This window comes from Akkermansiaceae bacterium (assembly GCA_024233115.1).
Classification (GTDB): domain Bacteria; phylum Verrucomicrobiota; class Verrucomicrobiia; order Verrucomicrobiales; family Akkermansiaceae; genus Oceaniferula.
The window spans coordinates 107,566-130,894 of sequence record JACKQB010000007.1 but is presented as its reverse complement, the minus strand read 5'-3'; the positions used below and the strand labels follow the sequence as shown (position 1 = coordinate 130,894).

General features: G+C 56.8%; 20 protein-coding genes. 9 read left to right on the top strand and 11 right to left on the bottom strand.

Translation table 11 applies throughout. The annotated features are described in order from the left end of the window. Positions 1–23: 23 nt before the first annotated feature. The 3 genes from H7A51_18190 to H7A51_18180 all read right to left on the bottom strand — a co-directional run bounded on the left by H7A51_18190 (position 24) and on the right by H7A51_18180 (position 3,771). The gene (locus tag H7A51_18190; protein ID MCP5538148.1) at positions 24–1,511 is read right to left on the bottom strand and encodes a pyruvate carboxylase subunit B; all 1,488 of its coding nucleotides are present in this window, start codon (positions 1,509–1,511) and stop codon (positions 24–26) included. A 184-nt stretch (positions 1,512–1,695) separates the two neighbouring features. Next, positions 1,696–2,031, bottom strand: a complete 336-nt coding sequence (locus tag H7A51_18185) for a DUF2288 domain-containing protein (protein ID MCP5538147.1) — start codon at positions 2,029–2,031, stop codon at positions 1,696–1,698. A gap of 27 nt (positions 2,032–2,058) precedes the next feature. Continuing rightward, the gene (locus H7A51_18180; protein ID MCP5538146.1) at positions 2,059–3,771 is read right to left on the bottom strand and encodes a DEAD/DEAH box helicase; all 1,713 of its coding nucleotides are present in this window, start codon (positions 3,769–3,771) and stop codon (positions 2,059–2,061) included. A gap of 287 nt (positions 3,772–4,058) precedes the next feature. On the opposite strand from H7A51_18180, the gene gap reads away from it, so the two are divergent. From gap to H7A51_18165, 3 genes are all read left to right on the top strand, one after another. Further along, positions 4,059–5,063: a type I glyceraldehyde-3-phosphate dehydrogenase gene (gene gap / locus H7A51_18175; GenBank protein MCP5538145.1), complete on the top strand. Its 1,005-nt coding sequence runs from the start codon at positions 4,059–4,061 to the stop codon at positions 5,061–5,063. Positions 5,064–5,141: 78 nt separating this feature from the next. Then, positions 5,142–6,335, top strand: a complete 1,194-nt coding sequence (locus H7A51_18170) for a phosphoglycerate kinase (GenBank protein ID MCP5538144.1) — start codon at positions 5,142–5,144, stop codon at positions 6,333–6,335. Between the two features lie 68 nt (positions 6,336–6,403). Further along, entirely contained in the window at positions 6,404–7,183 is a 780-nt protein-coding gene (locus H7A51_18165) for a triose-phosphate isomerase (GenBank protein MCP5538143.1), read from the top strand. Between the two features lie 70 nt (positions 7,184–7,253). Here H7A51_18165 and H7A51_18160 read toward each other — a convergent pair whose 3' ends face one another. Continuing rightward, the gene (locus H7A51_18160) at positions 7,254–7,652 is read right to left on the bottom strand and encodes a DUF3307 domain-containing protein (protein ID MCP5538142.1); all 399 of its coding nucleotides are present in this window, start codon (positions 7,650–7,652) and stop codon (positions 7,254–7,256) included. Positions 7,653–7,703: 51 nt separating this feature from the next. Then, the gene (locus H7A51_18155; GenBank protein ID MCP5538141.1) at positions 7,704–8,186 is read right to left on the bottom strand and encodes a cyclic nucleotide-binding domain-containing protein; all 483 of its coding nucleotides are present in this window, start codon (positions 8,184–8,186) and stop codon (positions 7,704–7,706) included. Between the two features lie 190 nt (positions 8,187–8,376). Between H7A51_18155 and lexA the strand changes: the two genes are divergently transcribed. Both lexA and maf read left to right on the top strand, forming a co-directional pair. Then, positions 8,377–8,994, top strand: coding sequence for a repressor LexA (gene lexA / locus H7A51_18150; GenBank protein MCP5538140.1), 618 nt, complete (start codon positions 8,377–8,379; stop codon positions 8,992–8,994). 183 nt (positions 8,995–9,177) lie between these two features. Further along, the gene (maf, locus tag H7A51_18145; GenBank protein ID MCP5538139.1) at positions 9,178–9,744 is read left to right on the top strand and encodes a septum formation protein Maf; all 567 of its coding nucleotides are present in this window, start codon (positions 9,178–9,180) and stop codon (positions 9,742–9,744) included. A 12-nt stretch (positions 9,745–9,756) separates the two neighbouring features. Here the strand turns inward: maf and H7A51_18140 are convergent, their stop codons facing one another. From H7A51_18140 to asnS, 5 genes are all read right to left on the bottom strand, one after another. After that, positions 9,757–10,503 (bottom strand): TlyA family RNA methyltransferase, encoded by a 747-nt coding sequence (locus H7A51_18140; GenBank protein MCP5538138.1) that lies wholly within the window; start codon positions 10,501–10,503, stop codon positions 9,757–9,759. Positions 10,504–10,650: 147 nt separating this feature from the next. Further along, entirely contained in the window at positions 10,651–11,847 is a 1,197-nt protein-coding gene (locus H7A51_18135) for a trans-2-enoyl-CoA reductase family protein (GenBank protein ID MCP5538137.1), read from the bottom strand. Positions 11,848–12,226: 379 nt separating this feature from the next. Further along, positions 12,227–12,793 (bottom strand): hypothetical protein, encoded by a 567-nt coding sequence (locus tag H7A51_18130; protein ID MCP5538136.1) that lies wholly within the window; start codon positions 12,791–12,793, stop codon positions 12,227–12,229. Next, on the bottom strand, positions 12,790–13,005 hold the full coding sequence (locus H7A51_18125) for a hypothetical protein (GenBank protein ID MCP5538135.1): 216 nt from the start codon (positions 13,003–13,005) through the stop codon (positions 12,790–12,792). Before H7A51_18125 ends, H7A51_18130 begins: the two co-directional genes overlap by 4 nt. Positions 13,006–13,140: 135 nt before the next feature. Further along, on the bottom strand, positions 13,141–14,520 hold the full coding sequence (gene asnS, locus H7A51_18120) for an asparagine--tRNA ligase (protein ID MCP5538134.1): 1,380 nt from the start codon (positions 14,518–14,520) through the stop codon (positions 13,141–13,143). Between the two features lie 312 nt (positions 14,521–14,832). Between asnS and H7A51_18115 the strand changes: the two genes are divergently transcribed. From H7A51_18115 to H7A51_18100, 4 genes are all read left to right on the top strand, one after another. Next, positions 14,833–16,041, top strand: coding sequence for a hypothetical protein (locus tag H7A51_18115; protein MCP5538133.1), 1,209 nt, complete (start codon positions 14,833–14,835; stop codon positions 16,039–16,041). Between the two features lie 276 nt (positions 16,042–16,317). Beyond that, positions 16,318–18,354, top strand: a complete 2,037-nt coding sequence (locus tag H7A51_18110; GenBank protein ID MCP5538132.1) for a VWA domain-containing protein — start codon at positions 16,318–16,320, stop codon at positions 18,352–18,354. 43 nt (positions 18,355–18,397) lie between these two features. Continuing rightward, a complete protein-coding gene (locus tag H7A51_18105) occupies positions 18,398–18,811 on the top strand; it encodes a hypothetical protein (protein MCP5538131.1) in 414 nt (137 codons plus the stop codon). Positions 18,812–19,089: 278 nt separating this feature from the next. After that, complete coding sequence (locus H7A51_18100; GenBank protein MCP5538130.1) at positions 19,090–22,272, top strand: DUF4981 domain-containing protein; 3,183 nt, start codon at positions 19,090–19,092, stop codon at positions 22,270–22,272. A 71-nt stretch (positions 22,273–22,343) separates the two neighbouring features. Here H7A51_18100 and H7A51_18095 read toward each other — a convergent pair whose 3' ends face one another. After that, positions 22,344–23,327, bottom strand: coding sequence for a hypothetical protein (locus H7A51_18095; GenBank protein ID MCP5538129.1), 984 nt, complete (start codon positions 23,325–23,327; stop codon positions 22,344–22,346). Between the last annotated feature and the right edge of the window lie 2 nt (positions 23,328–23,329).

Genomic DNA, 23,329 nt, shown 5'->3' with positions numbered 1-23,329 from the left:
TGTCAGCAAGCCGGGAGCCTGGTTTACGAGATTTCCTCCACTAACACATGGTGGGTTTTACCATTCACCGTCAGGTTGAGCTTTTGTGTTTTTCCCGTACCGGTACCAACCTGGTTGGCGGGAGCGGCGGGCTCTTCAACAACAGGGGCCGGCTCCGGTGCAGGTGCATTTTTCTTTTTATAGTATTCCTCCAGTTGCATCGGGAACATGGCATAAATGACACAGTGTTCGTCGTCAGTCGGGAGGCCTTTTTCCCCAAGCTCTTTACGGAGCGCATCCATACCGGGCTCTTTCAGGTCGGCTGGCCGACAGGTGATCGGATCTTTCTTGGCTTGTTTGGCAGCGAGTTTCTGGACTTCGGGGTCAACGGGTGCCGGGGTCTGGCCGTAGTATCCCAGGGCGATGTCCATGGCTTGCGGTGAGAAGTTTTTCCACCGACCGAACTTGACGTTGAGCATGGCCTGCACACCGACAATTTGAGAAGTGGGTGTGACCAGTGGGATCCAGCCGAGAGCTTCGCGGACGACGGGAATTTCCGCAAAGACGTCCTCGAATTTATCTTCCATACCCTGCTCCTTGAGCTGGTTGCGGAAGTTGCTGAGCATGCCGCCGGGGACCTGGTAGCGGAGGGTGTCGCTGTCGACGATCTCGTTTTTATGGCTGGTGAACGCGGACAATTCCTCGTAAACGGGAGTGAAAATCTGGCGAAGCTGTTCGAGTTGATCGGTGTCCAGATCCGGCTTCCGTGGATGGCCGTCGAGCATGGCGAGCATTCTCAAGGCGTCCGGCTGGCCCGTGCCATTGGCAAACGGAGCGATGGAGACATCGACGGCATCCACACCCGCATCGATCGCGGTGAGGTAGCTGGCGGAGCCGAGACCCGCGGTCTCATGGGTGTGAAACCAGACAGGAATGCTGATGGTTTTCTTGAGGCCGGAGATGATGGATTTGGTGGCTTCCGGCGGGATCAATCCCGCCATGTCTTTGAGCACGATGGCGTCCGCCCCCATTTTCTCTAACTCAATTCCCATTTTGACAAATTTCTTGACCGTGTGCACCGGGCTGGTGGTGTAGCAGATGACGCCATGCGCCTGTTTCCCCGCAGCCTTGGCGGCCTTGATGGCACACTCCATGTTGCGAGGGTCATTGAGGGCGTCAAAGATGCGGAAGATATCCATGCCGTGTTTGGCCGAGCAGTGGATGAAGGCCTCCACGATGTCGTTGGGAAAGTGGGCATACTGCACGATGTTCTGGCCTCGCAACAACATCATGTGTGGCGTCTTCGGGCAGGCGGCCTTGAGCGCGTCCAGCCGGTCAAAGGGAAATTCATTGAGGAAACGAAGTCCGGCATCAATGGTGGCACCACCCCAGGTTTCCAATGACCCATAACCCATGCTGTCGAGGATGGGACAGGCAGCAAGCATCTGCTCGGTTTTCATCCGGGTCGCGGCAAGTGACTGGTGACCGTCACGCAGGACAGTATTGTTGAAAATAACAGGTTCGTTTTTCATGGATTGATCGGGGGTAGTTGGAGGTGCGTAGTAAAATACTCACAATTCACTAATGAGTAATGCAGGTCAAGACTATCAAATATCAAATCGTGCTGATATTTGAAGATAATCGGATCGGTAACAGTGACATGCGAAGGCCAGCCTCGGCGCTCACACTTGGTATTTGGAGATTAAAACATGGAGTTTATATCGACCCCACCGGCTGCATCAGCACAAACGGCGACACCACCAATGCGGTAAACTCCTGCGGGTTCTCCTGCCACCACTGGGCATGAAGTTCGGAGGGTTTGACCAGGTCACCCGATTTCAGCCAGGCTTCGATGCGGTCCTTGGCGTCATCGGCCAGTGCTTGACCGACGTCGGTGATACCCAGGCAGGGGTCGACGTAGATCAGGGCACCCGACTCAAAGTGTGGTTTGAGGTATTCCCAGTCGACCACCCCCGTGTATTTTTCCAGTTTCTCCGGAGTGGTCAGGGTATCGTCACCGATAACACCGTATTTCATCTCTTCGTTGTTCATGGTCCACTGTCCATTTTCAATGATCTGCTACCCCATACGATCAGGGCCGATGCGGAAGCGTTGATTGCGCAATTTGGAATCGGAGAGATTGGCACAGAGCTTGGCGGCGACTTTCTCGTCCACATCCACCAGCGAGTGTCGATCAAAGAGCTGGATGCGCCCCACCGAGTTGTCGGGGATTTTTCCCTCGCGGTAGAACATGCCTAACAAGTCGCTCGGACGCACGCCGGCTGCCTTGCCAAGGCTGACAAAGAGCGTGGCCATACCGGCCTCTTTTTTGTGCTCACCCCCACGGGCGCCACGTTTTCCGTCACGTTCGCCTCCCCGGTCGCTGCGTTTTCCCCTGCGGTTGTCGCGATCCTCCCCCTTTTCCCGACTACGGCGTGCGCCGCGGTCCTTTTCAGGTTTGTAATCTGGGCGGTCTTCGATGATTTCCTCACCTTCCCGGCCGAGGGATTCGCGCAGCAGCTCAAATAGGGTCGCTGCAATGTCGGTGGCTGTGTGGCCTTGGTCGAGCAAACGGTCGATGTAATGGCGGAAACCGTGGTTGGCTTCTTTTTCCAGGCGGCCTTGCACCAGATCAAAGAGCTGGTCGGCCCTGACCCCTTCGACCTCTTCCTGGGTCGGGATCTTGGCGCGTTGGATATGCTGTTTGGTGTAGCGCTCGATGCTTTGCAGGCGGTAGATATCCCGACCAAAAACAAAACTCACCGCGCGACCTTCGCGGCCGGCGCGGCCAGTCCGGCCAATCCGGTGCACATAGTCTTCCGGGTCCTGGGGAATGTCGTAGTTGAAGACAGCCTCCACATCATCAATGTCCAGACCACGTGCCGCGACGTCGGTGGCCACGAGCAGGTCGAACTTTCCTTCGCGGAACCGTTTGGTGGTGCGCTCGCGCGCTTGCTGGCCGATGTCGCCGTGAAGTTTGTCAGCCGCATAACCTCGTGCGGTCAGTGCGTCCGTGCACTCGTCGACACTGCGCTTGGTATTACAGAAAATGACCGCCAGCCGCGGGTTGTCCATATCGAGCAAGCGGGTGAGCACCTCGACTTTGGATCGACTGCGCACCTCGTAATACGTCTGGGTGACGGTGGAGACGGTTTTGGTTTCCCCGTGGATCGAGATCTCTTCCGGGTTGTTGCCGAATTTCTGGATCAGCTTCTGCACCTGTTTGTTCATGGTGGCAGAGAAAAAGAGCGTCTGGTGGTCGGTCTGCATCGCGCCGAGCAAATCCTCCATGTCTTCACGGAATCCCATATCGAGCATGCGGTCAGCCTCGTCGAGGATGGCCAGCTTGATGGTGGCGGGCTTCAGTGTTTTCCGGCGCAGGTGGTCAAGCAGTCGGCCAGGGGTTCCCACGATAATATGGGCACCGCGCTGAAGCTGGTTGATCTGGCGGTCGATGGGAGTGCCGCCATACACCGGAACCGCGCGCAGCCCCTTGATATGGCTTCCGAGTCGATGAACCTCTTCACAGACCTGGACACAGAGTTCACGGGTCGGCGACAGGATGAGCACCTGGGCGACATCGGCCTGGGTGTCGATCATCTGCAGCGCCGGCAGCGTGAACGCGGCGGTTTTTCCCGAGCCTGTTTCAGAGAGGCCTACGATATCCTTTCCCTCCAATATGGGCGGGATAGCGAGGGCCTGGATAGGTGATGGGCTTTCAAAGCCCTGGTCGTGGATAGCCTCAAGCAGCTCATCACAGAGGCCGAGGGAGGAAAAGGGTACGTCAGTCATGGTATGGATAGTTGGTGATATGTCCGCTTGGGCTCAATATCACGTAACTCTCACGATGACTAGCCTGGGCGGTGGGGGCGAGCCTTAGGCGTGGTTTTCCAGATAAGCAACTTAAAAAACAGTTGATCGACCGGGTGATGCCGTCATTTCCCCCTCAAGATATGCGGCATTTACGTCAATAAATGATCCACGCAGGTGTTGACGTGTGGAAATTGGCAACCATAATCTCCGCCCCCGCGCCGCCCCTGTGGCTCGGCTCAACCCTGATAATCAAAAAGGATAACACCATGGCTAATTACGCAATTAATGGATTTGGACGCATCGGCCGCAACGTACTGCGCGCCCTTGTAGAGAGAGGCGAACTTGAAAATGTCGTCGCAATTAACGACCTCACCGATAACAAGACTCTGGCACACTTGCTGAAGTATGACTCCTCACAGGGTCGTGTTTCCTACAGCGTGACCTATGATGATGAGTCGATCGTCGTTGACGGCCATAAGATTCACGCCACCGCTGAGCGTGACCCCGCAGCCCTCCCATGGGCAGAGCTCAACGTAGACGTCGTTCTCGAGTCTACCGGCTTCTTCTGTTCCCGCGAAGGTGCATCCAAGCACATCCAGGCCGGAGCCAAGAAAGTGCTTATCTCCGCACCTGCTTCAGATCCTGATCTCACCATGTGTATCGGTATCAACGACGGCCTCTACGATGCGGCAAAACACCACATCGTTTCCAATGCATCATGCACCACCAACTGCCTCGCACCCCTTGTCAAAGTGCTTAACGACAGCTGGGGGATTGAAAAAGGCTTCATGAGCACCATTCACAGTTACACGGGCGACCAGAACCTGCTCGACGCACCACACGGCGACCTTCGTCGTGCCCGCTCCGCAGCTGTCAACATCGTGCCGTCCTCCACAGGAGCTGCCCGCGCGATCGGCGAGGTCATCCCTGAGATGAAGGGCAAGCTGAACGGCGGCGCCTTCCGCGTGCCTACTCCCACCGGCTCACTCACTGACTTTACCGCCATCCTCAAGACCAACACCACCGCCGAGGAAGTCAACGCAGCCTTCAAGGCCGCTGCTGATGGTCCGATGAAGGGGGTTCTCGAGTATTCCGAAGATCCATTGGTTCTTCAGGACATCGTCAGCAACCCACACAGCTCGATCCTCGACGCCAGCATCACCATGGTGCTCGAAGGCAACTTCGTCAAAGTCTGCTCATGGTATGACAACGAGTGGGGTTACTCCTGCCGCGCTGCGGACGGTATGGCCATGCTCGGTGCCGGCCTCTAATCGACGATAATTTAAACCAAGGCGGGGGAGGGCGACTTTCCCCGCCTTTTTCTCAATCCTTCCCAACCTGACAAATCAATGGCCAAACTAAGTATTCGCGACCTCGACGTCAACGGTAAGTCCGTCCTGATGCGTGTCGATTTTAACGTCCCCCTCAATGCCGAAGGCGAAATCACCGATGACACCCGCATCGTGGCCGCCCTGCCCAGCATCAAGCATCTCCTCGACGGTGGTGCCAAGCTGACCCTCTGCTCCCACCTCGGACGCCCCAAAGGTGAGCCTGACCCGCAGTTCTCCCTCCGCCCCGCAGCACTGCGTTTGGCTGAGTTGTTAGGAAAAGAAGTGACCTTTGCCGACAGCTGTGTAGGCACAGATACCGAAGCCGCCCGCGTGGCCCTCAAGCCCGGTGAAGTGATTCTCCTGGAAAACACCCGCTTTCACGCCGAGGAAAAAACCAACGACGCCGTCTTTGCACGCATCCTTGCCGGTGGCGCGGAAATTTTTGTCAACGACGCCTTTGGTTCCGCCCACCGTGCGCACGCCTCCACCGAAGGGGTGACCCATCACGTTTCCCAGAGCGCCATGGGATTTCTCATCGAGCGCGAGCTTGAATTCCTCTGCGACAAACTCGCAACTCCCGAAAGACCTTTCCTGGTCATCATGGGGGGAGCCAAGGTCAGCGATAAGATCGAGGTCATCACCGCACTTCTCGAAAAAGCCGACACCTTCATCATTGGTGGTGCCATGGCTTACACCTTCCGCAAGGCACAGGGACACCCGATCGGCGATTCTTTGGTGGAAGCCGATAAACTTGACCTGGCTCTCGACATCCTCAGGCTCGCCGAGGAAAAGAACACCCGCTTCCTTCTACCCGCCGACAACCGTGTCGCCCGGGAATTCAAAGACGGTGTGGAAACCAAGGTGGTATCCTCCACCGGCGACGGTATCCCCGACGGCTGGATGGGACTCGACATCGGTGATGCCGCGATCGCTGAATTTTGTGATGAGGCGATGAAGGCGAAAACCATCGTCTGGAACGGCCCCATGGGGGTGTTCGAAATGGCGTCCTTTGAAGCCGGAACCAAATCACTGGCTGAAGCAGTGGCCCTAAGCGACGCCCTCTCCATCGTCGGCGGCGGCGATTCGGTCACGGCTGTGAAAAAATACGGCCTCGGCGACAAAGTCTCCTTCATTTCAACCGGCGGCGGTGCATCCCTCGAGCTTCTCGAAGGCAAAGAACTCCCCGGCGTAGCCGCCCTCACAGATATATAACCGTCCCCCGGGGACGCACACGTTTCTGTTTTCAAATAACCAATAACCATTAACCGATCACTCAAATCATGCGCAAACCAATTATCGCAGCTAACTGGAAAATGAACAAAGGACCTCATGAAACCGAGGACTTCCTGAACGCCTTCATCGGCCAACCAGGAAAGCTGGATGGCATCACCTCCCAAGTGGATGTCGTCATCGCCCCTCCCTTCGTTTCCATACCCGCCGCCATGGGCTCGCTGAGTTCCAGCTCGGCCGTCTCGCTCGCAGCCCAGAACATGTCCGACCAGGATTCCGGTGCGTTCACCGGCGAAGTCAGCGCCATGATGCTCAAGGAGCTCTACGTCCGCTATGTCATCCTCGGCCACTCCGAGCGACGCACCCTCTACGGCGAGACGGATGCCATCATCAACGCCAAGATCCAAAAAGCACTCTCTGCCAACCTCAAGCCGATCTTCTGCATCGGCGAGACGCTGGCAGAACGTGAAGCTGGAAAACTTGAAGACGTGCTCCGCACCCAGATCACAGGAGGCCTTGCCGGTATCGATGAGAAGGACATGAAGGAAATCGTTGTTGCCTACGAGCCCGTCTGGGCCATCGGCACCGGCGTGGTAGCCACCGTGGAACAGGCACAGGATGCCCACGCCTTTGTCCGCTCCGTGATTGCCGACCTCTACACGGCTGAAGTCGCAGACAAGATCCGCATCCAATACGGCGGCAGCATGAAGGCAGACAATGCCGGCGAGCTTCTCGCCCAGCCCGATATCGATGGCGGCCTCGTCGGAGGTGCCAGCCTGGAGGCCCAAAGCTTCCTCGACCTCATCCGTGCGGCAATCGCTGCCGGGTAGGTTTTAAACTTTAACACCGTGATTCAACCAAAGCAGGAGCCTCCATCCGGGGCTCCTGCTTTTTGTCTTGTTAGTAAATCCAGCCCACCCCCAGGTAAATCATCATCGCATAGATGAGTTTACAGACGTAGTGCAGGATCTGGTCGGTGTTGAATCCGGTCCAGCCTTCGCATTTGGCGTAGTCGATGATCCAGTGAATGAACAGCTCGATCACCGCCAGGACCGCGGAGCCGGTAATCAGCCAGACCGCCCCGGCGTGGACTAGCGCGTGCGCCGTCAGGGCATGAATCCACAAGCCGGCGGGTGCCTCTTTCTCAAAGTAATGCGAGACATTGCCGTGTCGGTTTTTCGCCTCCGCGAGAAACGCCCCTTGCAGCGGAAAGTCGGCCAGGGCATGCCCGATCGCCAGGGCCAGAAAAATGAAAACAACACCCTGTACCGAGCCGGGGTCCACTGCTAGAGCATCCATCATGGAGGAAATAAACATCAGGTTACAAGGCACGGCGCTGACGGAAATGTATTATCCCCAGAAATTCTGATAGGCGGCCTCAGCCTCCACGGCGACAAGCTTGTCGTTCATGTGCCGGATACGCCGGCTCATTTCGGCGACGAGCGCTGATAGCAGTCGGTTGCCCGGTTCGGGGTAAGCGGTCATAAACGCTTCGATGTCTTCGCGGGTGGCTTTCCAGACTTGGGAAAAGGATTTGGCGGTCACGGATGCGCTGGCTGTACCAGGATCGAAGATATTGATTTCCCCCAGACTTTCACCTGCCTGCACACGCGCAATCAAAGTCCGCTTGTTGTCTTTATCCGTATGGACGTGGAGCACACCGGAAATAACGAAGTAGAGGGCATCCTGGTCCTGACCCTCCTCGATCAGGAGCTGGCCTTCCTGCACCGGGAGAAAATCCCCGTAGCCGCTGAGCAGCAGGCGGTCTTCTTCTTCGAGTCCGGCGACAAGCCCCGTGGCCGGGAGATGGGGTGAGTTGAATTCTTGGCTCATAATGTGATGACGTTTGTTGTGGAGTCATATTCACGCAAGCGAACGGGTCAGGGGAAGCAAATTCGCTCCCGACATTTTACCCTTGCAAAAAGGTGTTCATATGGGTATGTTCTCGCAAACACTGTTCAAGTATTCAACAATTCGCCCATTTAGCCACTCATCCATTTATTCATTCATCCATTAAAAAGCCATGTCCAACATTCAACTTACCAAACGCCAGCAGGAAGTCCTCGACTACCTCAAGGAAACCCAGCGTCAGGAAGGATTCATGCCGTCCACACGCGATATTCAACGCCACTTCGATTTCGCCAGCCAGACCGCGGCCATGAGTCACCTCCGCGCCCTGGAAAGAAAAGGCGTCATCGTCCGCAAAGCCAACAAGGCATGTGGAATCGGCTTCCCCGAGGAAATGGAACGCGAGGAAATTGTCGATATCCCGATCTACGGCAGCATCGCCGCCGGTATGGCCCAGGATGTCGATTCGGAAAAAGAGGGCTGTCTCTCCATTGACGTCAGCTCTCTTGGCCTGCGTGCCAACGCCCGCACCTTCGCCCTCAAAGTCCGTGGCGACTCCATGATCGATGCCCACATCTGCGATGGCGACACCGTGGTGCTGGAGTTCCGCGAGCCGCGCAAAGGCGACATCGTTGCCGCCCTCATCGACGGCGAGACGACCCTCAAGCGCTACGTCGTCGAAAACGGCAAACCCTACCTCCACGCCGAAAACGAAAACTACCCCGACCTCATCCCGGCCCGCGAGCTCATCATCCAAGGCGTGCTCGTCGCCCTACTCAGATCCGCCGCGTAGTATGGAGTGCGGCGAGCGATCGCCGCTTTGGCGCGACCTTGCGCCCGGATTGCCAAAGGAGCGTGCTGTGGCGAATTACGTTTCCCGGGCGGAATGAACATCAATGACAGGTCGAAAGCGGAGATACCTCGCCGCACACCAAAACGACCGACACAAGTGCCCTCGGTGTTTGAAATGTGTACGATGAAACTTAAATTAATCCTCGCCTCCGGATCTCCGCGCCGCTGTGACATGCTTGTGGCGGCTGGATTGGAATTTGAAGTGATTCCCTCGCCTGCTGAGGAGCTTCACGATGTGGACATGCCGCTGCATCTGCTCTGCGAGGCCAATGCCCGACTCAAGGCGCTGGCTGTTTCCAAGCACTACCCCGATGCCAAAGTCATCGGCGCCGACACCCTGGTTTACATCGATCAAACTCCGCTGGGTAAACCCCGGACCGAAACCGAAGCCCGCGAAATGCTCACCCGGCTTTCGGGTAGGGGCCATCAGGTATGCACCGGGGTCTGTATCGCCCACGGCGAAAACACCCGGTGTTTCCACACCATCACCGAGGTTGTATTTAAAAAACTGACACCGGAGGTCATCGACAACTACATGGGCAAGGTCCACGTCATGGACAAAGCCGGCTCTTACGCCGTCCAGGAACACGGCGACATGATCATCAAAGAGGTGAAAGGCGACTACAATAACGTAGTAGGCCTGCCGATCACACAACTACTGGAACAGCTCGCCCAAACAGAAGACCCGTAGGATGTATAAGTCCTATGAATCCCGGGAGAGGCGCAGCCAGGCCAGAAACTCGCGGTTCCCATCGGTTCCCTTGATCGGCGAGTCAATGCACTTGATCCAGGTATGGCCTAGTTCGGCGGTGACAAAGCGGTGGATTTTATCCACCGCCCGCTGGTGAAGATCCGGGTCTCTGACGATGCCCCCCTTGCCGATGTCTGCACGGTCCAGCTCGAACTGGGGTTTGATCAGGCAGACGATTTGCCCGTCATGCTTCAAAGTTGCAAACATCGGTGGAAGGATTTTTGTTAGTGAGATGAATGAGACATCCGTCACCGCAAGATCGATCCCCTCGCCGATATCCTCCGGGGTCATGTAGCGGGCGTTGAATTTTTCCTTCACAACCACCCTGGGGTCGCTGCGTAGTTTCCACACCAGCTGATTGGTCCCCACATCAACGGCATGGACTTTAACGGCACCGCGCTGTAACAAGCAGTCGGTGAAGCCGCCGGTGGAGGCGCCAACATCAAGGCAGGTCATACCGGTGGGATCGATCTGAAAGGCATCCAGTGCACCCTCCATCTTCAACCCGCCACGACCGACATACCTGGGTTTTTCTTTGACCGTGAGTTCGGCATCGGTCGGGATTTTAGTGCTTGGCTTCGCCACCACCGTCGTGCCCGACAACACTTCGCCGGCGAGAATCAGCCGTTTCGCCTGCTCGCGTGAGTCACAGAGACCGCGAGCGACTAACAGGGCATCGGCACGTTCCTTGGCGGGCATGGTTTTAGGAGTGCGGCGAGGGATCGCCGCTTTGGAATGGCTCTAGCAGAATGGTGCCCGGCGATGGATTGAGTCGCAAGCGCGTTTACCTTTGAGTGGCATCGTCTGGTTGCTCAAAAGCGGCGATCCCTCGCCGCACTCCAAAGCCTATGCCAGCGACGGTGGAGCGGTTGCTGTGTCGGTATCGGCATCGTAATCAACTCCGGCGAGTCCAAAACCGAACAGTTTCAGGAATTCCTCTTGATAGCCTTCGTAGTCGGCGAGTTCGCTGAAGTTTTCATTCGAAACGATCGCCCAAGATTTGGAAACCGCCTGCTGGATGTCGTCACGCATTTCCCAGTCGTCGACCCGGATGCGACCATTTTCATCGACCGCGGTTTCGTCAGCGTAGAGCCGGTCGGCCATCAGACGTTGGACCTGTTCGATACATCCTTCGTGCAGGCCTTTGGCCTTCATTTCCTTGTAGAGAATGGAGATGTAAAGCGGCACCACGGGGATCGCCGAGGAGGCCTGGGTGACGAGAGCCTTGTTGACGGAAACGTAGGAACTGCCACCGAGAGTTTCGCGCAGTTTGGTATTGATCGCGTTAGAGGCGCGTTCCAAATCCTTTTTGGCTCCACCGATGGTGCCATCGGTGTAAATCGGCCAGGTGAGCTCGGGTCCGATGTAGGAGTAGGCGACCGTTTTCACGCCTTGGGCCAGTAAATCCGCGTCGGCCAGGGCGTTTATCCAGAGTTCCCAGTCCTCACCGCCCATCACCTTGATGGTATGTGCGATTTCCTCTTCGGTGGCGGCACCGATGGTGACTTCGTCGATTTCTCCAGTGTCGGTTTTGAGCGTTTTGTTGGTAAAGTCACCCCCGGTGGTTTTGAGCACGGATTTGTAGATTTCCCCGGTATCCGGATCGGTGCGGCGGGGAGAGGCGAGTGAATAGACAACGAGGTCGATTTTTCCACCCATCTCGTTTTTGATCATCTCGATCGTCTGTTGCTTCAGCTCATGGGAAAAGGCATCGCCGTTGAGTGACTTGGCGAACAGGCCTTCGGCTTGGGCGGCTTGTTCAAAAGCGGCGGAGTTGTACCAGCCGGCCGAGGCTGTTTTGCTTTCGCTACCTGGTTTTTCGAAGAAAATCCCGAGGGTGTTAGCTCCTGACGCAAATGCGGGCACGATCCGCGAGGCGAGGCCATATCCAGCGGATGCGCCGATCACGAGTACGTTTTTCGGGCCGTTTTCGATCTTCGGCTGAGATTTGACAAAGTCAATTTGCTCTTGGACGTGTGCCGCACAACCGTCTGGGTGCGCGGTGGTGCAGATGAAGCCTCGAATTTTTGGTTCTACAATCATGGGGAAAATAGTGAGTATTGGCGGGTGGCTAGGTATTTTTTAGACGGGATTGCCGGGATGAACAGGATTATTTGCTTAGAAATTGGGCAGTTTTTCTTTTTCTAGAGCCTGAATGACATGGGCGCGGTAGGCGGACCATTGCTTGGCTTCCCAGAATTCGGTCGGGGCTTCTCCTGGGATTTTGAGAAGAGCCGCGATCTTCATGGCTGCGAAATTTTGCACCGAGAGGGGGTTGAAATGAAAACCTGCGTGGGGGCCATCCCATCGTTTGGATTTGTTGGAGACGGTGCGGACTTCTTGGTCGTCCAGGAAAGCGACGAGGAAGGCGAGTCGGCGGCTGCGGTTTTTAGACAGAACGGGTCGAGTTTTTTAGGATTGCTTAGTCAATGTCAGCGACTTCTTCGAGCAGGGTGTTGAGTCGGTCTTCACTGCCGTGCTCACGGCACCAGCGGCGGATGTATTCCACGTCGAGGTTTTCCGGCGATTGCACGGCGAGGAGGTCGGTGGCGTCCATGAGGTCTTTGTCGCGTGCCCAGCGTAGCTTCTGGACGATGACATCCTCGGCAGTGGGCACGTAGGTATCTACGTCCAGGCTGACCACGGTCATGTGAACGCGGCGGGAGAACTGTTCTTTTACAAAGGGGGCATCAAACAACTCGAATAGTTCAACTTTCAAATACGGAGTTGTTAGAGTTTGTCCGATGTGGCGTTTCCCCCAAATAATGGTATCGAACTGGACTTGGTCACCGAATTTCACAGCGTCACCGAAGCCTGCAATGACGTCATCCAACTCAGTAGGGATTTGGTAATTGAGGACAAAGTTAACGTCACGTGTGGAGCGGGGAATGGTGTAGCAACCGGTGGCAAAAGCACCCGTCAGCATGTACTCGATGCCTGCATGCTCGCAGGCCCGAACGGATAGCTTGGCCAGATCAAAAATAGTCATACGCTGCGTTCCATGTTGGTGCTGTAAAAATGGCGGTCACGGAGGCTATCGAGTCGGTCCATACGGCGTTTCACTTCAAGCCAGCCTTCCTCGACATCCTCGGTGCCGAGCTGCCACATGGCACCGGCCAAGCTTTGCTGTAAAGCTTCATCGGAAAGCAGGAAACACTCCTCCAAGCGCTGCTCTGGCGTCATGGCACGGGCGCGCATCACCTTGTCGCGATAGATCGCGTCTTGGAGGTGTTTGAGGTCAGCTTTTTGGGTAGCTTCGGTGTTGGATATCTAGGTTGCCATGAGAGAACCTTACGATAGCTGATGCCGCCCGAGGAGGCGAATTGATTTTTCGGCCTAAAACTCGCAAGAGCCCGGAGTGCGGGCAAAGGGGATGACGTCGCGGATGTTTTTCATGCCGGTGACAAACATCAGCATGCGTTCGAAGCCCAGACCGAAGCCGGCGTGTGGGCAGGTGCCGTATTTCCGCAGGTCGAGATACCACCAGTAGTCGTCTTCGCTGAGATGGTGGGCCTTCATGTTAGCCTGCAGGACATCGAGCCTTTCTTCACGCTGGGCACCACCGATGATTTCGCCAATACCGGGGACCAGCACGTCCATGGCGGTGACGGTCTCGCGCCCCTGGTCGTCGGGTTCGTTGGTCCGCATGTAGAAGGGTTTGACGCTCTTGGGGTAATTGTAGACGGTGACCGGGCTTTTAAAATGCTCCTCGGTGAGGTAGCGCTCGTGTTCCGACTGAAGGTTGACACCCCACTTGACCGGATAGTCGAATTTCTTGCCTGAACTATGGAGGATCTCAACGGCCTCGGTGTAGGAGACGCGATGGAAGGGTTTTTCGGAGACAAACTTGAGCCGGTCAAGCAGGTCTTTATCGACAAAGCGTGCGAAGATATCCAGGTCGCCCTCACTGTGATTGAGTGCATCATCGACCAGGTATTTGACAAAGTCCTCGGCAAGATCCATGTTGCCATCGAGGTCGCAGAAGGCCATCTCGGGCTCTACCATCCAGAACTCGGAGGCATGGCGGGATGTGTTGGAGTTTTCAGCGCGGAAGGTCGGGCCGAAGGTGTAGATGTTAGATAGAGCGGTGGCAAACGCCTCCCCTTCCAACTGTCCACTGACGGTGAGGTAGGTAGGCTTTTCAAAGAAATCATTTTCGAAACCTTGTTTTTCAGTGGAGGTGGGATCAAGGGTGGTGACCCGGAACATTTCACCGGCACCTTCACAGTCGGAGTCTGTGATGATAGGGGTATGTACGTAATTAAAGTCCCTTTCGTCAAAGAAGCGATGGATCGCGCGGGACATACGCGAGCGCATACGGAACACGGCACCGTAGAGATTCGCACGCGGGCGAAGGTGTCCGATGGAGCGCAAAAACTCCGGGGTGTGGCCTTTTTTCTGCAGCGGGTAATCGGCGGGTGCTTCGCCAATGAGTTCGATGCTGGTGGCGTGGATTTCCCACTTCTGCCCTTTGCCAGGGGATTCGATCAGCTTGCCGGTGATGCCGACAGCCGAGCCGGTGGTCATTTTTACCACATCATCGTAGCCCGGAATCCCGGCATCGGCCACGCACTGGATGTTGGCCAGGCAGGTGCCGTCGTTCATTTCCAGAAACGAGAATTCCTTCGAGTCGCGGCGGGTCCGGACCCAGCCATTGATGGTAATGGTGTCCATGGGGCCCTCACTCTGCAGGGCATGTTTGATTAGCGTTCGCATGGAGGGGTTTTTAATCTCAGGGCGCGAGGAATCAAGAGCCAAGTGAGTGGAGGGAAGTGCGGTGTTGATTTCCACGTGCTATTCATGACGAAGTGGTGGGCGTTCGCTCAGCGACTGGCATGGAAGGAGGCCATCAAACAGTCCGCTACCACGACGTCTATTCCCAAAAGTCCCGGGGAATGGCTTCCCGTCTCACCTCATAAAAGCAAATTTCTTGCCGCTGCTGCATAGTGCGCATTTCGGTCCGTCGGTGTTGTGGTGCGCGGCCCCCCCCGCGATCACGACATTAAAAACACAACCCCAAATAAAACGATGAAAACGACCCTTGACACCCCCCCATCCACAACCCGCATCCGGCGATGCGCCGGCAGTCTTACCACTTGCCTCGCCCTTGGCCTGCTCCTGCTGCCCGTCGGCGGCGCATCGGCCGCCAAAAAAGTAACCGGCTTCGACCCCGGCAAGCACGGTTTCAACTTCTCCAACAGCTTCAATAACGACGCAGTGAAGGAGATCGACTTGCGCACCGGAGGTCTTTGTGGCGGCATGGTCTATGCCGCGCTCGACTACTACCACGACCGCGCGCGCTCGATCCCCCGCCAGGACTTCAAACCCGCGAACCGCACGACTCTGCAAAGCTATATCTACGGACGGCAGATGGACTCGCTCGGACCGAACCTTACCAAGTGGGCGGAGGTCGGTATCAACCCCGGTGGTGCCCGCGACCGAGAGTTCTTCCGCTGGGGCCTTACCACCGAGCTGGCCAACCTGCGTGCCATGATCGATGGCGGACAGCCGGCGCCTCTCGGCATCAAAGGTCACGGGCGCGGAGACCACCAGATCCTCGCCATCGGATACGACCAAGGAAGCGGACGGACCTCCGACCTAAGGATCTACGTCTACGACCCGAACTTCCCCAACCAGACGCAGGTCCTGATGGCTGACGAGAACCGTGCGCTGTTCTACTACCAGGGCCGCCCGTCGCACCTTTGGCGCACCTACTTCGTCGACAAGAGCTATCGCCCGAAGACGGCTCCGAGTATCGGCACGCCGAACTATCCCGATGATGGCATCCTGCGCGAGCTGGTGGTCGAGTTCTGCACCGGTGAAGACGACCTGCGCGGCGGGCGCGACAACGTCAACATGACGCTGCACCTGCGCAACGGCACGCGGATGACGATGCCGAACGTCAACTGCGGCGCACGCTGGCTTAGCAACTACGACGAATTCGCCCAAGTGCGGCTGCTGAGCCCGGTGCGCAAGGTAGACATCGCCGCGATCGAGTTCACCACTACCTTCGGCGGAGGTATTGGTGGTGACAACTGGGATACCGACCGTATCGTGGTGTGGAACAACCTCGGCGCCACCCGCCGGATGATCGTCCAGCACAGCGGCAAGTTCCGCTTCACCGGCGACCGCAAGAGCCTTCGCCTCATGATGCCTACCGTGGCACCAGCAAAGACCGTCATCCCACCGTGCGCAGCGAACGCGACCCGTGCGGTTCGCGTCAAGATCAGGCCTTAGGTTGCTAATCCTCTCGCAACTGCGAGCAACACGTTGGGGTGCCCCGCCGATCTGGTGGGGCACCTTTTTGGGGTGCGCCCGGCAGGGTGCACTGACTTGTGGAGCTCCCTTACGAACTCGGCAGAGAACGAATCAGAGAACGAATAAAAGAAACAAAGCCCTCCGGAAACCTGTCCTTTCGAATACAAATATATTCCGATGCGCGATGGCCGGGCGATGGCTATTGACATTAGCACAGAAAAAATCATAGGATACCCTCTAAACTATTCGACAATCATGAAATCCAAGCTCTTGACCACAATCATCATCGCGGCATTTTATGCCATGTTTTTATCGATGTCTTCTGCCCAGGAAGACGCGGGACGCCAGCCTTCGGCAGCCGCCAAATCGGACCCGGGTTACGCCATCATCGTACTTGATGCCTCGGGCAGTATGTGGGGACAGGTCAATGGCGAGGCAAAAATAGTGATCGCACGCCGTGTCATCCGTCAGCTTGTCACCAGGCTGCCAGAGAACGTTCACCTTGGCCTGGTGGCGTATGGGCACAGGAAAAAGGGAGACTGCTCGGACATCCAATTGCTGATCGAGCCGGGCAAGGTCGACAGTAAACGCTTTATCAACGTGGTGGATAACATCACTCCCAAGGGGATGACTCCACTAACAAGTGCGATTGAATTTGCGGCCGAGAATCTCGCATTCAAAGAGCAGAAAGCCAGTGTGATCCTGGTTTCCGATGGCAAGGAAACCTGTGACCGTGACCCCTGCGAGGCTGCGAAGAAACTGGAAAAGCTGGGTGTCGATTTTACCGCGCACGTGGTTGCCTTTGACCTTTCGGAAAAGGATGCCAAGTCCATCGAGTGTATCGCCAGGGAGACCGGGGGCCGCTTTCTGACGGCCAATGATGCGGGCACGCTGGCCGATGCACTGCAGATGGCCATCGACGAAGTGCGTGAGGAAAGACAACCCGAGATCAAACTCGACCCCGCCACTGTCAAAGGTCCGGCAAAAGTGGCCGCAGGTTCAGAGTTTCAGGTCGAATGGACGGGGCCTGATAACAAGGGCGACTACATCACCATTGTTCCCAAGGCCTGGGAGGACGGACGCTACAAGTACTACGGCTACACGCGCAACGGAAGTCCTCTCAAGCTCACCGCGTTGATGGACGTCGGGCCTGCGGAGCTCCGCTACATGGCGGCGAAGGGTGGCAAGGTTCTAGGTCGTGCCGACATCGAGGTTACCCCTGTGCAGGCGACCCTCAAGGCTGATGCGGAATGTTTGGCGGGGGCCGAAGTCACCATCGAATGGACCGGGCCCAATAACAAAGGTGATTTTATCACGATCGTGCCGAAGAAAATCGAGGACGGGAATTACAAGAGATACGCCTATACTCAGGAAGGGTCACCCGTCAAAGTGGTCGCTCCAGTCGATCCAGGAGATTGTGAAATACGCTACATGAGTGGCAGGGAGCGGGTGGTTCTTGGTCGTACAGATATCAAGGTGAACAAAGCCGAAGTCACGCTCAAGGCCCCGGGGAGATGCACCGTCGGGAATACGGTGCAGATCGAATGGACTGGCCCCAATAACAAGGGGGATTTCATCACCATTGTCCCGAAAAATACCGAGGACGGGAAATACCTGAGATACGAATATACGGCAAAGGGTGCGAAGATCGGGGTCGACGCCCCGGTCGATGCCGGAGCGTGTGAAGTCCGTTATTACTCGGGGCAGGGGAGGAAAGTCCTGGCTCGCATCCCCATTGAGGTGGAGGCAGCAAAGATCATCCTCAAAGCCGATAGCGAGACGGTGGCGGGCTCTCCTGTGCTGATCGACTGGACAGGTCCGGACAACCGCGGCGATTTCCTGACGATTGTTCCGAAAAATGCTGCCGACGGCACCTATGCCAAATACGCCTATACCAGGGATGGCAGCCCAACGAGGGTCGTGGCGCCCATCGATCCGGGCGATTGTGAAATCCGTTACATGAGCGGCCAAAAACGGCTCGTGCTCGGAAGGGTTGGTCTCAAGGTGGTGAAGGCCGAGATCACACTGAAGGCAGAGGCTCAAGCAGCGGCGGGCAGTGAAGTGGTGGTCCACTGGACCGGGCCAAGCAATCCAAGGGACTACATTACGATCGTCCCCAAGGATACGAAGGAGGGCAAATATGGGAAATTTGCGTACACCTCCAAAGGCTCGCCACTCCGTGTTATGGCTCCAGCCGAAGCGGGTGATTGCGAAATCCGGTTTGTATCCGGACAGGGTGGGGTCATACTTCACCGCATCCCTATTCTGATCACCCCAGTGACCAGGGAATAATGAACGACTGGTTCCGGGGAAATTGGGAAAATCGGGAAAATGGGTGACACATGGTGAAACATACGCTGCCGAAGTAAACATCATCAAAACTGATAGGTTTCGCAAGTCCGAGCGCAACACCGCCTCGATCATTGTTGAGCAAGGCGATGAGCCTGGCGTTAATAGCCTGGAGGCCGGCTTCGTCGGTGCAGTGGGCGAATCGCGAACCGGTGCTTTTTGTAAAGGCCGTGACTCCATCGACCCCTCCAATTTGAAGGAACCACTGCAGCAGCGGGCTGTCGGCAAGACGGATGCAAAATCCCCGGTGCTTCGTTCCGGTGGGATGGCGGGCGATGTTGCTGCGCAGGGCACGCACGCAACCCTGGCTGAGGTTCTCAGCCTGTTTCGCGCTTTGCTTGCCAAGATCAATTTGACGATGCTCCATGGAGAGCTTGATAAACTCATGCTCAAGGCCTGACTGGCGAAGTAATTCGTCGAGACGGATAAAGAGATCGCGTTGCTCACGATATTCTTTCGGTCCATTTACGAGAGGAAGGGCTGGACGAAGGTGGGTTTGGTAGGCAATAATTTACATCGTTCGGTGTATGATTCGCTGTAGTAAACAAATGATAGACCAACAATTTGAGGCATGGGAGGCAAAAACGCCCCTCATGTCTCATTTCTAACATAGAGTGAAGACCGCAGCTGCAAAGGCTGCAGCGCTTGGGACAGGCTCTAGATAGGATCGAAATAATCATGAATCACATCCCCTTGAAACAGCCCACCCGCGCGCTGTCCTTCGTCGTGCTGCCTTTTTTTCTTGCGGTTTCCACCTGGCTCGCCCATGCCGCGCCGGTGCCCGGTGAAATTGAAAACCCCGGGATCATCGGCGTGCACAAACTTTCGCCGCGCGGCACCCACTGGCCGCTGCCGGCGACGATTCCCCAACCGAAAGCCCACCACTACCCGTATGCCGCCTCGCCGTGGGTGGTTTCGCTGAATGGGGAGTGGAAGTTTCACTGGAGCCCGCGCCCGGAACAACGCCCGCACGACTTTTTCCAGCCCGCCTTTGACGACTCGGCATGGACCACGCTCCCCGTGCCATCGACTTGGGAGCGCCATGGCCACGGCACGCCTCTCTATACCAATTACAAGTATCCATTTCACGTGGACCCGCCGCGCGTGATGGGCGAGCCTAAACCCGCGTTCACCACGTTTATGGAACGCAATCCCGTGGGCTCTTATCGTCGCTCATTCGAACTGCCGAAGGATTGGAAGGGCAAGCGGGTGGTACTCCATTTCGGCGGGGTGCGCTCGGCGTTTTTCCTCTGGATCAATGGGCGAAAAATCGGCTACTCGCAGGGCTCCCGCCTTCCCGCGGAGTTCGATATCACGGACGCGCTGAAACCGGGCACGAACCTCCTCGCGGTGGAGGTTTATAAGTTCTCGGACGCCTCGTATTTGGAGGATCAGGATTTCTGGCGACTCTCGGGCATCTTCCGCGACGTGCTGCTCACGGCGGTGCCCGCGCACGGACTGTGGGACGTTTATGCCGAACCCACATTCGATCCGAAATCCGGAAAGGCGTCGGTCACACTGCATTCCACGCCATGGCCGGGCGCATCACCCGAGGTCGCTTTCTCGCTGATCGACCCGGACGGCAAGGTCGTTGGCTCTGGAACGAAGCGTATCGCGCTGGAAAACGCACGCCCGTGGTATCCGGAATCCCCTGTGCTCTATCGCGCGCTGGTCACGGTCTCGGACGCGGCTTCGGGCGAGCCCCTTGAGCAATTCCATCTGCCGGTCGCGTTTCGCAAAATCGAAGTCGAAGGCGAACGCCTTTTGTTGAATGGCGCGCCGGTGAAAATCCGCGGGGTGAACCGCCATGAGTTCGATCCGGCGTCGGGCTATGTGGTTGATGAAAAAACCATGCGCACGGACCTCCGGCTGATGAAGCAGGCGAACATCGATTTTGTCCGCAATGCCCATTACCCAACCGATCCGCGCTGGTATCGGCTCTGCGATGAACTCGGGATGATGGTGATGGACGAAGCCAATGTGGAATCGCACGGCCTGAGTTACCACAAGCGGGTGCTTCCCGGCGATGATCCCGCGTGGACGGCTGCCTGTGTGGACCGCGTGCAGCGCATGACCATCGCCAACCGCCAACACCCCAGTGTCGTGATGTGGTCGCTCGGTAATGAAGCCGGTTATGGCGATGCCTTTCCCGCGATGCGCCGCGCCTGCCACGCCGCCGACCCCGAACAGCGCTTGATCCAGTATGCCGACATGAACCTGGCCGCGGATGTCGACAGTCAGACCTACCCCACCGTGGAGTGGCTGCGCCTGCACGTGCAGAACAAAGCCCAACGCAAGGGCGAGCAGGGACAGGCGTCGAACGAACAACAACACGGTGCCTACCCCTCCGGAAAACCCTTTGTCATGAACGAATACGCCCACGCCATGGGCAATAGCGGCGGCAATTTACAGGACTATTGGGATCTCATTCTAGCGCAACCCATGCTCGCCGGCGGCTTTATCTGGGACTGGGTGGATCAGTCGCTCTATCGCGATCCACAGAACCCCGACAGCGGCTTCGTTTACGGTGGCGATTTCGGCGATTTTCCCAACGATGGCAATTTCTGCGTCAATGGCATCGTCGGCGCGGATCGGCTCCCGCACCCGCATTATCACGAAGTCCGCCATGTCTATCAACGGGTCGGTTTCGAGGCCACAGCCCTGCGCGACGGACGTTTGAAAATCACCAACCGCTACCTCGGCATCAATCTCTCTGCGTTCGAGTTCTCATATAAAATCCGCAGCAATGGCGAAACCCGAGAAGTGCAAACACTGCCGCGCGTCGATCTCATAGCCGGTGCTACGGGCGATGTGGATGTCACCCCCGCCATCACCGCCGCGAAAAAGGCTGCCGCTGCCGATGGCGGCGAGGTTCTGATCACGTTTTCTTTTTCCCTCCCCAACGCCACGGATTGGGCACCGGCGGGTCACGTGGTGGCTTGGCAGCAATGCATTTGGTCGAAACCTGAAACGAACCAGCGAGAGCAAACCCGCCGCCTCGTGCTCACGGTGGCGAAGGATCATGTCACGATCCCCTGCGACGGCGGCAGGGTGCGCATTTCAAAATCCACCGGACTGCCGGACCAATGGTTCGTCGGTGATCAGCAAATCCTCGTCGCGCCGATGCAATGGAACTTCTGGCGGGTGCCGACCGACAATGACCTGGGTTGGAAAATGGACAAACTTCGAGGTGCCTGGCGCATGGCGGGAGCGAAGGCACGGGTGAAATCCCACGCCTTCGCCGTCGACGAAGGGATTCCCGTGGCATTCGTCGCGACGGTGGAAGTTCCCGGGCGACCACTGACCATGCAAGTGCGTTACAGTCTAACACCCGGGAACAAACTACGGATGGAGGTGCAGTTTGAAGCGTCTAACAAAAGCGGCGAAACCATGCCGCCGCGCATGGGGGTGACTTTCGCGATTCCCCGCGCGATGGAAAACGTCCGCTGGTATGGCTGCGGGCCGTGGGAGACGCAAGCAGACCGCTGCGGAGGCGCGGAAATAGCCATCCACCAATCCACCGTGCCGGCCTGGGTGACCCGCTACGTCCGCCCTCAGGAAAACGCGAACCGCGACGCCATCCGCTGGATCCAATTCTCTGATTCCCATCAAAACGGCATCCGGGTGAGCGCGCAGGGCACTCCATTCTCCGCCAGCGCCTGGCCGTATACCGCCAGCGACCTGAGCCAGGCCAAACACCCAAACGAACTCCCCAAGCGGGACACCGTCACCATCCAGTTAGACCGCATCCAGATGGGTGTCGGCGGTGACAACTCGTGGGGGCTGCCGGTGAACGACGCCTACCAAATCCATCCCGGCAAAACCTACCACTGGAGCATCACCCTGTCGTCGCTGCGCTGACCCAGCACCCATTCTCCAATCTAAGCGGTGGGGGGCAGGAGATGTTGAGTATCCGGACAGGATGAAACCTGCTATTCCGTTCTCGCCCGTTCCCTTACTTTGATCACTTCATCCCAGTTGAGCGGCTCTGCTTTGATTTGCAGAACCCGCACCGTGACCTGGCCTTGTTGGTCCGGTTGAATGAGGTCCTGGGCATAGACGAGAGAGATATAGCCCTTGCGTTTGTTGCAGCGAACCGCGCTGATTATTTTCTTGGGATTGCTTTTTGAGAAATAGAAATACCGGGCACTGCGTTTATCCTCCGGCAGTTGGTATTGGGTCAGTGCGCCGACAGGCATGAGAATGCCGTCTTTGATATTGACGCTGCTGGTTGGGCTGAAAAACAAAGGTTCGGACGAAAGGTTCAGAAACACGATGCTGCCATCCGGCAACTTGTCCGGTGAGACATCAATCTGTTTTACGGTATGGTTAGACCACGAATACTCGTGTTTCGGTTGGATAAACAACATCAACATGTGTTGGGCCCGCTCAGACAGGGGCAGCTTGTGGAGAACTTTCCGCTTCACGGAAAGCCCTGGTGCGGCCTCATGATCACCACTTGTGTTTTGAATAAGCTTTTGTTGGTAAATGGTGACCGGCTTTCCCCGGGCCACAGGAATCCGTTGGGTGACCGCGCCAATACTCAGCGAGAAATCAACGTATTTTTTCCGGTCCACCATGATGTTCAATGCCTTGGGCGGGCTATCATCGGGGTTGGGTGGTATGGTGATGGGATACTGTTTGCCCTCGCGGATAATCAACTCACAGTGCTTGTCCATTTCCAGGTCGATGCCCCGGAACTTTTTCAAGTAATTCTCGGGGCTGGTGTAAGCGACAGGTTTGGCGTGTCCCAATGCAGCCAGGCTGATGGTGACCGGGAGGGGCTCGTTTTGTTTGGCCGTCGCCGGACCCGTTGGTTTTGCCTGGGCGGTGAGGCTGACCGGCGTACAGATGGCGGCAGCCATAAGCCAGCTAAGCGTAGATTTGACGGTTTGATGCAAGTTGGACGGGTTCATGA